We start from the raw sequence: 14,362 nt of genomic DNA on the forward strand, positions 1-14,362 counted from the left end.
AAGGAGTTATAATATATGTCAAACGAAGTAATCATTTCAATTAAAGATTTAGTAATTAATTTTAAAACCAGAGCAAATATTCTAACGGCAATTCGGAATATTTCTTTTGACATTTATGATGGAGAAACATTAGCAATTGTTGGGGAATCAGGTAGTGGAAAGTCAGTTATGACAAAAACTTTTACTAATATGTTAGAAAAAAATGGGTGAATTAATAGTGGGGAAATTATTTATTATCCATCTCAAAACAGTTTAGCTGACCAAAATACCTATTTTCGTAAGCCTGTTGATTTAGTTGAGTTTAACAAAATTTCTTTAGAAAATAGTTTAATTAAAACAATTTTAAAGTATAACCGCCGTTTAATTAAAAGTTTAAATCAACAAATTACTGATTTAAATAAAATGACAGTCGAAAATCTTGATGCTAAAATTTTGCAATTAACAACAACAATTAAAGAATTAAAAGCAAAGATTGATTTTAAAGCTTCGCATAAACTGGCAAAAACAATCACCGCGCATGAAACAGAGTTAGATAAAGTTACTAATTTTAAAACAATTTTATCTGACCAAGAAAAATATGATCAAGCGATTAAACGCTTAGAACAAAAAATTACTTTAGCTGAAGCAGAAATTAAAAAGGTCTTACGATTAAATTGAAGAGATCGGATCTTTTTAAAAAGTAATTTAAAAATCTTAAAAAACTATCTTGCCAATAAACAAACGGTTAAAGCAACGCAACAACAACGAATCAGCCGTTATTTTGCCAAAAAACAATTTACAACGCCGTTTTTAGAAAAAGTTCAACAATTTAATACTGAGATGTTTAATGGTCAAACAATTGATGCCCAAAATTTTAATGATTTATTAGAACAATGAGAACCAATTAAAAGTTTTGATTTTATTAACAAAAAAAGATTAGTAAAACAAATTACCAAATTACGAGGACAAACAATTGCGACAATTTTTCAAGATCCAATGACATCATTAAATCCATTATTATCGGTTGGTTTTCAAATTTCGGAAGTAATTCGTAAACACCGCAAATTAAATCGTTCACAAGCGAAACAAGAAGCAATTTTATTATTAGAAAAAGTTGGAATTAAAAATGCCAAAAAACGTTATCATGACATTCCTGGAATGTATTCTGGAGGAATGCGCCAACGGGTTGTTATTGCCATTGCCTTAGCCTGTCAGCCAAAAATCTTAATTTGTGATGAACCAACAACAGCTTTAGATGTCACAATTCAAGCGCAAATTTTAGATTTAATTAAAGAATTACAAAAAGAATATAAGTTTACCGTAATTTTTATTACCCATGATTTAGGAGTTGTTGCGACAATTGCTGATCGTGTTGCCGTGATGTATGCTGGTCAAATTATTGAATATGGGACAGTTGATGATCTATTCTTTGATTCTCGTCACCCATATACGTGAGCGTTATTATCATCATTACCACAATTTGGAGCCAAAGGGGAAGAATTATATTCAATCCCCGGATCACCTCCATCACTTTATACAAAAGTAGTTGGAGATCCATTTGCCCCACGAAATAAATATGCGATGAAAATTGATTATTTAATTGAACCGCCAATGTTTGAAGTAAGCCCAAGTCATTATGCAAAAACATGACTATTAGATCCTCGTGCCCCAAAAGTGGCCCGCCCAAAACAATTAAAAGATTTAGACAATATTATTCAAAATGATTAAAGGAGGAAAACGATAAATGCAAAAACATGAAGACATTATGTTACGAGTACGCGATGTAGTTGTACAATTTCGCCAAAAACAAAAACGAGTTAATGCCGTTAAAGGTGCCAGCTTTGACATTTATCGCGGAGAAATTTTTAGTATTGTTGGGGAATCGGGAAGTGGTAAAACAACAATTGGGCGAGCAATTGCTGGGATTGAACAAATTAAAGAAGGGGCTGTTTACATGAATAATAAAATTATTCGTGGGAAGGCACCAAACTTATTGAAAAATACCTTATTTATTCAAGAACGAATTCGTTTAATCACAACAAATAATACGATACTATCAAAGAATTTAGAAAGCTATATTAATGAGTTAAAAATAAGATACTATCAATATTTTGAAAATGCTCGTTATAATCCAACAACAAAACAATTAACTCCTTATTTAAATAAAGATTACCAAAATATCATAGCAACAAAAGGCGCTTATCAAACAATTTTTGCTCGTGATAAAGCAGGTAAACATTTTCGAATTTTACAAGAACAAATTGAAAATAATATTTATCTATTAACAATTATTTTAAAGAAGTATCAAGCTTTAATTCGTTTTGTTGATAAATTAAATGAATATATTCCAGATTTAGATTTAGCTTTAGAAACAGCCTTAACAACTTTGTTAAAAGCAAATAGTAAATTGTGTCAAGAGCTGATTTTATCAGCCCAACAACTTTATACACTCTTAGAAATAATTGTTAAATTACATAATGATTTATCATCATCAGCAAGTGCTACGGAAATTAAAAACTATTTTGAAGAGGTTTTTGAAATTATTCGTTCAGTTTTAGAACAACGCCAGGAATATTTGGTAAAGCATCAAACTTTAAAACAAAACAATAAACAGTTGTATCTTTTACTGGCCCCTCAAAGTGAACGTCAAAAGATTATTAAAAATTATCACAAACGTTATTTTGTTCGCACAAAAGATTTAAATGCTCTTTTTGCTCAGCAAGCAAAAGAAGGGTTAAAGACAACTGGACAGCAAACAGAATTTTCACAGTTAAAGCAAAAAAGTGATGTTTTAGCTAATTTAACTATTGCTTTGAACTTACTGAATGAATTATTAATAGTTCTTAATAGTAATGGTGATGTTGAAAAGGCTTTTGATAATCTAACGGCAAATGAAGGCGGGAAAAATTTAGCAGAATATTTAGCTCCCTTTAAGAATGATTTGCCCCTTCTTACTAGCGCAGTTAAAGAGTTAATCTATTTTAAGAAGTACAATGTATATTGTGATTTAACAATTATTAACTTATACAATAAATTAGTTAATAAACCACAATTATCAGGAGAACAATTTAATGAGATAAAAGAATTTTTAGCTTTATTAGAATTACCAATCTTTGACGAAGTTATTACCAAACATCCATTATTTAAAACTCCTAGTCAAGCTGAAAACCGCCAAAATAAGAAAAAAATTCAAATGGTTTTTCAAGACCCCTCAGCATCTTTAAATGATCGGATTTCGGTTGAAGAAATTATTGGGGAAGGCCTTGAAGCGTTTCCAGAGATATATAAAAATGATGAAGCTCGTAACTTATACTTAGAATTTTATAATGCAAATTTAGCCGAAAATGAAGCGGCAATGACTTTAAAAGAAGTTAAGGATTTAGATGTTAAACGATTTTTAATTTTAAATATGATTAAAGAAGTCGGATTATTACCTGAACACTTATCACGTTATTCTCATGAATTTTCAGGGGGGCAACGTCAGCGGATTGGAATTGCCCGTGCCTTAATTATGAAACCAGAATTTATTATTGCTGATGAACCAATTTCAGCTTTAGATGTTTCAATCCGGGCTCAAATTTTAAATTTATTGAAAAAATTCCAAAGCCAAATTAATTTAACTTACATTTTTGTCGCCCATGACTTATCAGTTGTCCGCTTTATTGCTGATCGAATTGCCGTAATTTATCACGGGCAACTAGTTGAATTGGCCCCAGCTGAAGAGTTGTTTATTAATCCACTGCACCCTTATACCAAGGCCTTATTATCAGCGATTCCGTTACCTAATCCGAATTTGGAAAAGAATCGTGAGCATTATATTTATGACCCTGAAATTGAGCATTATGATTATCATTATGCCTTACCAGAATTTCATGAAGTTATTCCTAATCACTTTGTTTTTGGGAATAAACGCGAAATTATCACAATTAAACAACAATTAAAAGAACAAGATAAAACAAATAGCAAAGGAGGAGTTAATAATGTTTAAGAAGAAACTAGCCGCTTTAGCCTCAATCACGGCGCTAATCACTGTTGCTCCTAGTGTTGTATCATGTGCAATTACAATGGATTATTTAGCTAATCGAACAGTTGACCCAACCGTTTTTCGGTCAATCTTTAAAAAACCAGTTCAAAGTTGATCAACGGCAAGTACCAACAAGGTTGATGATAATAAAATTTTAGCTGATTTAGTTGGAACATTAGTGGCAACCGATAAATATAACCGTAGTTATGGTGATTTAGCCGTTCAAGCCGATAAAAGTAGTCATTTAGTTGGTCAAACCAATGCCGATTTTACTGAGTGAACATATAAAATTTCGCCCGAAGCAAAGTGATTTGATTACCAAGGTAATTATATTCGTAATGTCCGTGCGACAGATTTAATTAATACTGCTAAGTTTGTGTTATTTCCCAAAAACCTGTCTGAAACAGGAGGGTTATGACGAACTTTTATTGCCGGAGCAAATGAAATTTGAAATTATTTTGGTAGTAGTGATTATAATGGCGAAGATTATATTCATGATCCAATCTGAGCAAAATTAGGAATGACTGTCAATGCTGACAATACTGAGATTACTTTTCATTTAGCAAAATCAGCTTATTACTTTGATACTCTAATGACTTATTTAGCTTTTGCTCCCTTGCCAGAAGTTGCCTTATCACAGGGATATAGTTATGGAACAAACTATCGTAATATTTGATATTCAGGGGCTTATTTACCTAAAAAATATGACCCAGCTTTAGAAATTGTTTTAGAAAAAAACCCTAATTACCGTCATCAAAAGTTAGCATATATTAACAAATTAGTTTATACCTATTTACCAACAAAAGATGATTCACGCGAAAGAATTCTCTTTGAATCAGGGGATGTAACAGAATTTGTTGTTGCCTCAACTGATATTAGTGGTTGAAATAAATATGTTGGCCATGACCCAGCTAGTCCAATTTTTTCAGGAGCGTCAAGTATTTTAAACCCTGATCCAACGACTTATATTATGCAATATAATTATAGTAATGCTAATGTTGTTAGCCCAAATGCCGCTTTGAGACAAGAGGCGATTGCGGCTTCAAAAGCTTTACAATCAAAAGCAATTCGGGAATATTTATCAACGCAATTAAATCGTAGTAAATTTGTTAAATTTTATTCTGAATCATATGATACAACAGAAACATCATCGTTTTTACGAAATGTTTATACAGCTCGTAATTTTATTAATAACGATGGGAAAGACTATGCTCAATATGTCGAAGAAGAATATGCAAATCGCTTGTTAGGCGGGGATGTTGATAGTGCCCGTTTAGAAATGCGTGATGGTAGTGATGCCTTATTTCAAAATCCCTTGTTAGTACCTGATCTTGATCAATTAAATGCCGAAATTGGTAATTGATTAACCGCTAATAATCTACCAAATACCGTAACTTTAAAATTATTAATGAACGGAGTAACTAGTTTAACAATTAATAAATTTATTGAAAATATGATTGATACTTTTAATGCTCATAGTCCTCATATTAAGATCCAAGCGGATGTTAGTGTTGATGATAATGATTACAATACTCGTCAACGCAAAGGGGACTGGGACTTAGCAATTTTGGGATGATCACCAGATTTTGCTGATCCAAGTACTTATTTACAAACAATGATTATTGAAGGGGATTTACAAGCCACTTCTGGAACAGCCCGCATTTTTGATGGGCTTAAAATGACTAATCATTATGCCCCTGAATATCAAGAGGCAAAAGATCAGTTAACAAACCAATATTGAAAAAATTTAGAAACAACTGCTAGCGAAGATTTTTATAATTCATTTAAAGATTATAATAATTTAGTTGCTAAAAGTGACGAAATTACTCGCATCGCCAAAAATGAATTAGATGCGCGTTATCAATCATTTGCCAAAGCAGAATTCAATTCAATTTACCAAGATTATCTCTTTTTACCATTGTATGTACCAAATGGGTCATACCAAGTAAAAATCTCATATTCAATGCCCCGTACCGCAATTACTGTTGGTTATGGAAGTTCAAAATATAAACACTGAGGGTTACAAATGAATCGCTTTTTACTAAATGCAAATGAACGAAAATTTGCCGAAATGCGTTACCAAGAACAATTAGAAATTATTCAAAAAGACTATGGGGCTTTTAGGGAGGACTATTAATGATGAGAAAACTGTTATTAACTTTCAATACAATTAGTATTTTTTCAACTAGTAGTCTTGTTGTTAGCTGTCAAAAATCCGAACCCCATGATCAAACAAAAATAACCCTTTCGGTTATTAAAACGGAATTAGCATTAGTACCGATTATTACTTCGCAACAAACAGTAACGGAAATTATGTTTCAAGATGTAATTTATCGTGCTTTAGAAACAGATGATTTCCGGGGAACTGTAAATGATAATGAGTTAGTTTTTACTTATTATAATAATGGTGTTGTAACACCCTGAAAAGATTTATCGTTAACAGAAAGAATTGTCAAAACAGAGCCAGTGGAATTAGAAATTAGTGCTGCTTCTGACGCAAAGCATTTTTTGGATAAAACACCAAGAATTCTGACAACTTTGTACCAAGAAGAAGTAGCTAATTTAGCTGATTTGAAACTAATTTATGATATTAATGACTTGAAAGAATTACCAGAAAATGAGTTACAAGCTTATTTTGAATTAAAAAATAAAACAATTTTTTTTAATAATCGTCATGTTATTATTAGCAAAACCCCAACAGCAGTTACAATTAAAGCTGTTGATACATCAGATCGTTATAAAGGAACTTTAACAATTGAATTGTAAAAAAATATTATCAAACTAAAGCCCCGAAAAGATGGCTTTAGTTTTTTTCTGGTTAAATTAACTATTGAAGATTTAGGAGTCCGGAAATAAAATGAGGGCAATAACTCCGTTTTATTATTGTTATTATATTTATGGAAATTTTATAATTATTTTTTATTGACATTATTGTTAAGAACTAATATTATATTTAATATTATCATATATATTTTTAAGTAACAAAGTAATAAAATTATCAATTATTATCTATTAAATACTAAATTATCATTACTAATTAATAGGGTAGGGTAACTGGTGGGAATAGAATAAGAGGAAAAATATGAAAAATTTACTTATGTTATTAGGCGCTGCTGCTATAGGCATCGCTGGATTTTCAAACGATAAAATATTTAATAAATTTAATGCTGAAAATAATATTAAAACAGTTCAATCAGATGAACTTAATTTAAATTTTGAGCAAAAAAATATTAAAATTGATTCACTTAATGATTTGAAACCTTTATTAGAAACCGAAAACTTAAGTTTAGTTTTTAACCAAAAATCAAATCAATTAATATTGCTTAAAGATAATGATGCTAAAATAATTGACGGTTATCAAGGGACAATTACTTTGATTAGTCCAGTTGGAACAAATAAAAATTTAGCATTTTTTCAGACAACAACAAATAACACATATTTATTTGATGCTGATGAAGGATTAATTGATATATCTCCTTCAATTCAAGGCCTAGCTACTAGTTTAATAAATGTTGGATGGCAAACAAATAAATCATTACTGCAAACTGATAGTGGGTTATTTTATTTAATTGGGCCAAAGAATGAAATTAAACTAATTAACGATTTGACAGGGAAATATCAAACTTTTCTTTTAATGGGGACAAAATTAAATACAATATTAATTGAAACTTTAAATTCTGATAATAGCATAAATTATTTTATTTTTGATATTGATGGCAATGTTAAAAATGTCAGTGGCTTGATTACTGGCCGCATCGAATATAACTACCCAAATGGCTTTGGAACTTTAGGCAACGTGATTGCTAATCAATCAGAGGAAAAATTAATTTTTATTACAAGTGATTTTGACGGTAACAATCATCACCTTTACATTTTAAGTAAAACAGGAGATATTATTGATCTTTCTCATTTAATGAAATCAAGCCCATTAAAATCAATTTCAATTTTAAAAATGGATTTTAATAATCATCATTATATTTTTAGTCCTGATCGAAATAGCTCAAATTATTACATTATTGATGGTAATGGTCATGTGAAAGATATTAGTAGTAAAATTGCTAATGATTATTATTTGGGAAATATTGCAATTGGTTATAGCCAACAACAAACTAAAATACTTTTACTAACAACCAACCACAGATATATTGTTGATGTTAATGGTGATGTAGTTGAAATTACCAGTTTAATACCAGAAAATGATTTAAAAATAGTAAACTTTCCTGCTAAAAATCATCTTTTTGTTGCTTCAACTAAGTATCTTTATCAAATTGGTGATAATAATTCTGTTGAAAAAGTATTCCAATTATCAGGAACTTATCCACTAATTATGATAAGCAAAGATTCAAGTATGATGCTTGTTGTTTCGCCTAATGGGGAAAATAATGCTGGTCATATTATTACAAATAATGGGCTAATTTCACCTGTTTCAGGCAAAATTAAAGGCAATATTTGAAAGATAACAACTGGTCAATTAGGATTTAATTCATTTATTATAACAACATCAAATTCAAATTATATTGTTAAAAAAGATGGAACACTAATTGATTTAGGATTATCAAATATTAATTTAGAATATCAAACAATATTTTATTTAAAGCAATATGTAAAAAATAATGAAATTATTTTTTACAAAGATGCTAATAATGCATATGTTGTTAATGATGAGGGTATTGTAGTTAATCAAATAAAAACTAATTTAGTAGGGGAATTAGTCCAAGTTTTATCTCTTAATGCTGGGACCCTTGTGTTTACTAAAAATCAAAACGAAGAAATACAAACATTTGTTTTAAAATAGTTAGGTTATTAAAATATCTTCCAATTTTAAAAGAGCTATTTTTAATAGCTCTTTTATTTTGATTTAAAGAAGAAAATTGATTATAGTTTCATAGTATATTTTGTCACAGTTTTCCATTACATAGTAAGGTTTTCACCGTTAAGATAATAATAAGGGGTTTGAATCTATTTTCGACTGTATCAAAATAGTATTGATTTTTGTTTGTTTAAAAAATAAACGCCCCCTAAATATTTTTAATCAAATTAAAAATTTTAAAAACTTGGAAGAAAAAGTTACAAATAACAAAGAAGACATTTTTGATTATAAAGATTTAAAAATACGCCTCAGCAACCATATAATTTATTCCATCTAACCTTTAATTGTTCTTGCAGTTTATTAAAAAAAATGTTTTAATCAAAGAGGTTAATCAGTAATTACATCCTAGAAAGGAAAAAAAGATATGACAGTTGTCGCCTATATTTTATTAGGAATAATTTTATTTGTCTTATTATTATTCTTAGTGTTATATTTAATAAAATCAAAACAAAAAAATTTAAATAATAATGATTCATTGGTTTTGCAAAAAGATATCCAAGCATCAAAAGAATTGTTAGAACAACAAGTTCGTAATTTACAAGAACAATTACAATATCAAAAACAAGAATTAACAACTTTAATTGGCCAAACAATTAATAATGACCAAAAATTTAAAGAAAATTTGGCCTTATTAGCCCAAGAACTTGGTAATTTTAAATCAACTGCCGATAAGCAAGATAGTGATTTAAAAAATGTCCTAAATAGTCAAGGTCTATCAGTTGCTAAATCATTAAATGATGTTTTAAATAATTTAACAGTCCTTACAAAATCAACTGATACTTTAGAAGAAGTTGAAAAAAAGGTCCGTAGTTTGAATGACATTTTTTTAAATAACAGTAAAAAACGGGGAAACCTTGGGGAATATTCGTTAGAAAAAATTTTAGCTGATATGTATGGGGAAAATCAAAATATTTGACAGCGTCAGTATAAATTACCAAATGGTGGGGTTGTTGATGCAGTTTTAAAAACACAAGGGGAAAAAGAAGATATTGCAATTGATGCGAAATTTTCCTTCACGAATTATAATAAGTATTTAGAAGAAACGGAAAAAACAAATCAAGATCGTTATTTAATTGCTTTTAAAAACGATTTAAAGGCCCGTGTTAATGAAGTTGCAAAATATATTAATCCGGAAAATAATATTTCCAGTGCAATTATGTTTATTCCTTCTGAAAATGTTTTTTCCTTTGTTTATGCCCAATTTCCTGATGAATTAATTTCTTATGCTTTTAAACAAAAAATCTGAATTACATCGCCAACAACTTTATCAGCGATTTTATTTATTATTGAAAAACACTCCCGTGAAATTGCTTTTAATAAAAGTATTGAAGTGATTCGTAAAAATTTAATTAATATTAAAGGGGAATTTGATCGCTGAGAAGCGCGTTGAAAAGGTTTTCTGAAAAATTATAATGATTTAAATGGTTCAATTGAGGATCTAGAAATTACCCATAAAAAAATTAATAAAGAATATGAAAAGATTTTTGATAATAATTTAGAATAGCCAGATAACTATTGAGATATAATTAGTTTAGTTTATAATTAAAGTGATATTAATTTTAGAAAGAGGAATAGTATGATTAGTGTAAATGATTTTCGCCCCGGAATAACTTTTGAATATGAAGGTAATATTTATGTTGTTCTGGAAGCCCAACATTCAAAATCTGGTCGTGGTCAAGCCCATGTTAAAACAAAAGTAAAAAATTTACGAACAGGTTCAACAACAATGATTACTTTTACTGGTGGCGATAAAGTAAGTAAAGCGATGATTGATAAAGTTGAAATGCAATTCTTATATGATGATGGATCAAATGCCATTTTTATGGATACTGTGACATATGAACAATTAGAAATTCCTTCAGAACGATTAGCTTGAGAAAAAAACTTCTTAAAAGAAGGGGTAATGGTTTCAGTTAGTAAGTTTGAAGGGGAAGTAATTGGGATTGTTTTACCAGATAAAATTGATTTAACAATTGTTGAAGCCGAAGCGGCAATTAAAGGGGATACAACATCAGGAGCAATGAAAAAAGCTGTTTTAGAAACAGGTTGAGAACTCTTAGTCCCTTTGTTTATTAAAGAAAATGAAATAATTACTGTATCAACTGCTGATGGAAAATACTCAGGACGAGCATAAGTAAGGAGACAAATACTATGGAAAGTAATAATTTATTGATTGAAAAAAATTATCGTGGCGAATTATTAGTTAATTTATTAGCTGTAAAAAAATTAGTTTCATATGCTTTACGTGATATTGCAAACCGTTTTTTTATTGATGAAATTAAATGTCGTTTATTTGAAGATAATTTTTTACTACACATCTTTATTAGCGGACGTGTAATTGGCAAAGAAAATCTGACAGTCTTAACACAAGAAATTAATGAAGTAGTTATTAACGAGATTAATTATGCTTTAAAATTAAAACCAAAAAATATTAGTATTACTTTTCATCACTAATTAAAATAATCTTTTAATTAGAAATTAGTTATTTAATAAAAATAAAAGCAGTTTTTAGGTTAATAATCCTATAAAAACTGCTTTTATTTTTATTAGGATAACAAGATTAATTTTATTAATTTTATTAAATTAATTGATTTTTAATAACTTTGGGGATATAATAAAAAACATATTATTTTATGGTATTTTTTTATTAAAAAATAAGTTGGTAAAGGGATATGGTATTTTAATTTATTATTGGGTTTAAATAGAGAGGAAGCGATATTAATTTATGCGAGAAAAAAAGCAAACCAAAAAATTTAGTTTAGCTGATTTTGTCTCGCTAGGTTTTAACTATACGGTTTCAATTGGATTTATCGGTAATTTTGCGATTTTATCAAATGTGACATCAAAGTCTGATCCAATTGGAATGCATGTTGTATGAGTCTTTGCCGTCGAAGGGTTAATTGCTGGGATATGTGCTTGAGCTTTTGCCAAAATGGCCAAAATTCATCAATCTAATAATAATGGGGCAGCTTACATTTATGTTCGGACATCATTTGGAAAATTTTGAGGAATCTTTGTTGCTTTTATGCAATATGTCTCATTACCATTTTTAATTACAATCCAAGTTATGATGTTAATTCGTGGAGCCTTTGGGGTTGATTTTGTGGCCCAAAAAATTAGTGATAACGAATATATTTTACCTTGATATGCTGCCAATTGAGGAGCCTTTGGTGATCTATGATTAGATTTAATTGGTATTCTAATTTATATGTCAGCATCAGCAATTATTTTTGGAGGAATGAAATTATACCGAAAATTAGCAAACGGAACAGGAATAGTTAAGTGAGTTACAGCTGGTTTTTTAATTATTGCCGGTTTAGCATTAGCTTTTCAAAAAGGTCCAGAGAATTTATCTTATTGGGGTCAAAATAGTCACTTTTCCTTACCTGGTTTTATAAAAGCCTTTAATTCATGTTTCTTCTTTTTTGCTGGTTTTGAAACTTTTTCAACGGCAGGGAAAAACATTATTAATCCTGAAAAAAATATTGGGCGTGGAATTACCCTAATTATGTTTATTAGTACAATTTTTTATATTGTTATTTCAATTATTTTCTTTGCTGCTTTTAATAGTTTTGTTCAAAATATGAATATGGGGACATGAAATAGTTTTAATAGTAAAGTAATTTTATATGGGGGACCGATTATAATGATTATTTCCTCCTTTGCTCTTAAAGTTAACGTGGCAATGCAAAATGCTTTATATGGTGGAACATCAATCCAACCGATGGCAACTGAAGGTTATTTACCTGATCGTTTCCGCAAACTGAATAAAGATGGTTTACCAGTTCGGGCATCAATTTTAAATTTATGCATTACAATTTTAATGATTCTTTTGTGATTAGCAATTCCGGATTTAATTAAGGGAATTTCATTAACATTAGATTATGGAATGTTTCCAAGTATTGGCCAAATTCTTCAATATGAACAACCATTTGATATTTCTTCGTTAACAGAAGCTGCTTCGGCAATTGTAATTTTTATTTATGCAATGGTAATTGCGGTAAATTTAAAATTAGGATTTCAGAAAAAAATTAAAATGAAAGTATGAGAATGAATCGCTTTTCCAATTGTTTTATTAATCTTAGGATTCGTCTTTGGATGACATTATTACAGTTTAGTTAATGGTGTTATTACTAGCTCGACAAAGGACTTTCAAAGTAAATTAACGGGAGCCTTGATTGAATTAGCCTTTATTATTAGTTCAGTTTCTTTTGCAACTATTTGATACTTTACATATTATCGTCGAAAATATTTACAAAGAATGCAAACAAATCCAGCTTTACAAGCAAAATTAGATAATGAGTTTGTGATTTGCGATGATTTAAAATATGTCGCAAAAGATCTACGTAATGAAGTTATCGAATATTTAGAACGGAATAAAGCGTTATCAAACGCACAAGACCCACCAAATGAGAATTATCAAACGGCGAGGGCTTTACTGGATAATCTTAATGCGATCTATGAAAATTTAGAAAAAAAAGAGCAAGAAACAAGCGATATTTCAGACTAACAAAACAGATTTTAAATAATCTGTTTTTATTTTGCATAATTGTCATTAAAATCCGTAAAAAATTGTTCAAAATTTCCAAATTAAAATAATTTTTTTCTTAAGTTTGCAATTGAATTCTTGATTTTTTTCTATTTTTGGTATACTATAGGGGTAATGTTAAATAAAAGTATTTAACATTAGTAAGGAAGGAACAATTATTATGAAGCGTTTATTAGCAATTTTAGGTGCGGTCGGTTTAACAGCAACAGGCTCATCAGCAGTAGTAGCATGTAACAATGGTTCAAGCGCTACAAGCAATGACATTTCAAGTATTAAAAGTATTACAAACCCAGCTTTAGTTCCAGCTAAAGACGAGGCTGCTGTAGAAAAAGCAGAAGTAGTTAAATCTATTAAGAAAAATGTTGAACAAGCAGTTCAAAAAATCGCTGCTAAAGCAGTTGAAACAACTGATTATACATATGATGTTTTTAGTGATGATAAAGGAACTGAATATAAAACAGTTAATTTAACAGAAGCAACAGCTGATGTTTATGTAAAAATTACAGCAGTTAAAGAAAGCAAACTGATTGTTGGTGAAACAGGATACATTAAAGTAACTTTACCAAAAGCAGGTTCTTTTGTTAAACAAGAGATTAAAGATGTAAAAGTTGCCGATCAAGCAATTGCAATTACAGTAGGCAACGTAACAGATGTTCAAGACAATGAATTAGCTGTAATTAATCAAGATAAAACAATGTTAGATGCAGTTAGTACAGAAATTTCTAAATTAGTATTAGGGGCAGTAATTACAACTGACTACACAATTACAAATGATGCCGCTAAAGGTGATTATTCAAGCCCAAAAACAATTAATTTTACAGTAAAAGCTACAAATACTTCAAAATTAGTTAAAGGAGAGTTTACTTTCACAGCAAAAGTAACAGCTACAGCAAAATCAAAATCATTTTAAATATTAGTTTAATAAACTTTAACTATATAA

General features: G+C 29.3%; 10 protein-coding genes. All 10 read left to right on the plus strand.

All coding sequences use genetic code 4. The features are described 5' to 3' along the window. The first annotated feature begins 15 nt into the window (after positions 1-15). The 10 genes from oppD to SSYRP_RS02150 all read left to right on the plus strand — a co-directional run bounded on the left by oppD (position 16) and on the right by SSYRP_RS02150 (position 14,332). Entirely contained in the window at positions 16-1,707 is a 1,692-nt protein-coding gene (gene oppD, locus SSYRP_RS05345) for an oligopeptide ABC transporter ATP-binding protein OppD (RefSeq protein ID WP_016340652.1), read from the plus strand. A gap of 16 nt (positions 1,708-1,723) precedes the next feature. Further along, positions 1,724-3,967, plus strand: coding sequence for an ATP-binding cassette domain-containing protein (locus SSYRP_RS05350; RefSeq protein WP_016340653.1), 2,244 nt, complete (start codon positions 1,724-1,726; stop codon positions 3,965-3,967). Then, positions 3,960-6,140, plus strand: a complete 2,181-nt coding sequence (locus SSYRP_RS02115) for an ABC transporter substrate-binding protein (RefSeq protein ID WP_016340654.1) — start codon at positions 3,960-3,962, stop codon at positions 6,138-6,140. The genes SSYRP_RS05350 and SSYRP_RS02115 overlap by 8 nt, the downstream gene beginning before the upstream one ends. Then, on the plus strand, positions 6,140-6,769 hold the full coding sequence (locus SSYRP_RS02120; protein ID WP_016340655.1) for a hypothetical protein: 630 nt from the start codon (positions 6,140-6,142) through the stop codon (positions 6,767-6,769). Before SSYRP_RS02115 ends, SSYRP_RS02120 begins: the two co-directional genes overlap by 1 nt. Positions 6,770-7,085: 316 nt before the next feature. Continuing rightward, positions 7,086-8,798: a hypothetical protein gene (locus SSYRP_RS02125; protein ID WP_016340656.1), complete on the plus strand. Its 1,713-nt coding sequence runs from the start codon at positions 7,086-7,088 to the stop codon at positions 8,796-8,798. 439 nt (positions 8,799-9,237) lie between these two features. After that, complete coding sequence (gene rmuC, locus SSYRP_RS02130) at positions 9,238-10,377, plus strand: DNA recombination protein RmuC (RefSeq protein ID WP_016340657.1); 1,140 nt, start codon at positions 9,238-9,240, stop codon at positions 10,375-10,377. A 72-nt stretch (positions 10,378-10,449) separates the two neighbouring features. Then, complete coding sequence (gene efp / locus SSYRP_RS02135) at positions 10,450-11,007, plus strand: elongation factor P (protein WP_016340658.1); 558 nt, start codon at positions 10,450-10,452, stop codon at positions 11,005-11,007. Between the two features lie 17 nt (positions 11,008-11,024). Beyond that, complete coding sequence (locus SSYRP_RS02140; protein ID WP_016340659.1) at positions 11,025-11,327, plus strand: hypothetical protein; 303 nt, start codon at positions 11,025-11,027, stop codon at positions 11,325-11,327. Positions 11,328-11,598: 271 nt separating this feature from the next. Continuing rightward, on the plus strand, positions 11,599-13,383 hold the full coding sequence (locus SSYRP_RS02145; RefSeq protein WP_016340660.1) for an APC family permease: 1,785 nt from the start codon (positions 11,599-11,601) through the stop codon (positions 13,381-13,383). A gap of 199 nt (positions 13,384-13,582) precedes the next feature. Beyond that, entirely contained in the window at positions 13,583-14,332 is a 750-nt protein-coding gene (locus SSYRP_RS02150) for a spiralin lipoprotein (RefSeq protein ID WP_016340661.1), read from the plus strand. The last annotated feature ends 30 nt before the right edge of the window (positions 14,333-14,362 follow it).

The organism is Spiroplasma syrphidicola EA-1 (assembly GCF_000400955.1).
Classification (GTDB): Bacteria; Bacillota_I; Bacilli_A; order Mycoplasmatales; family Mycoplasmataceae; genus Spiroplasma; species Spiroplasma syrphidicola.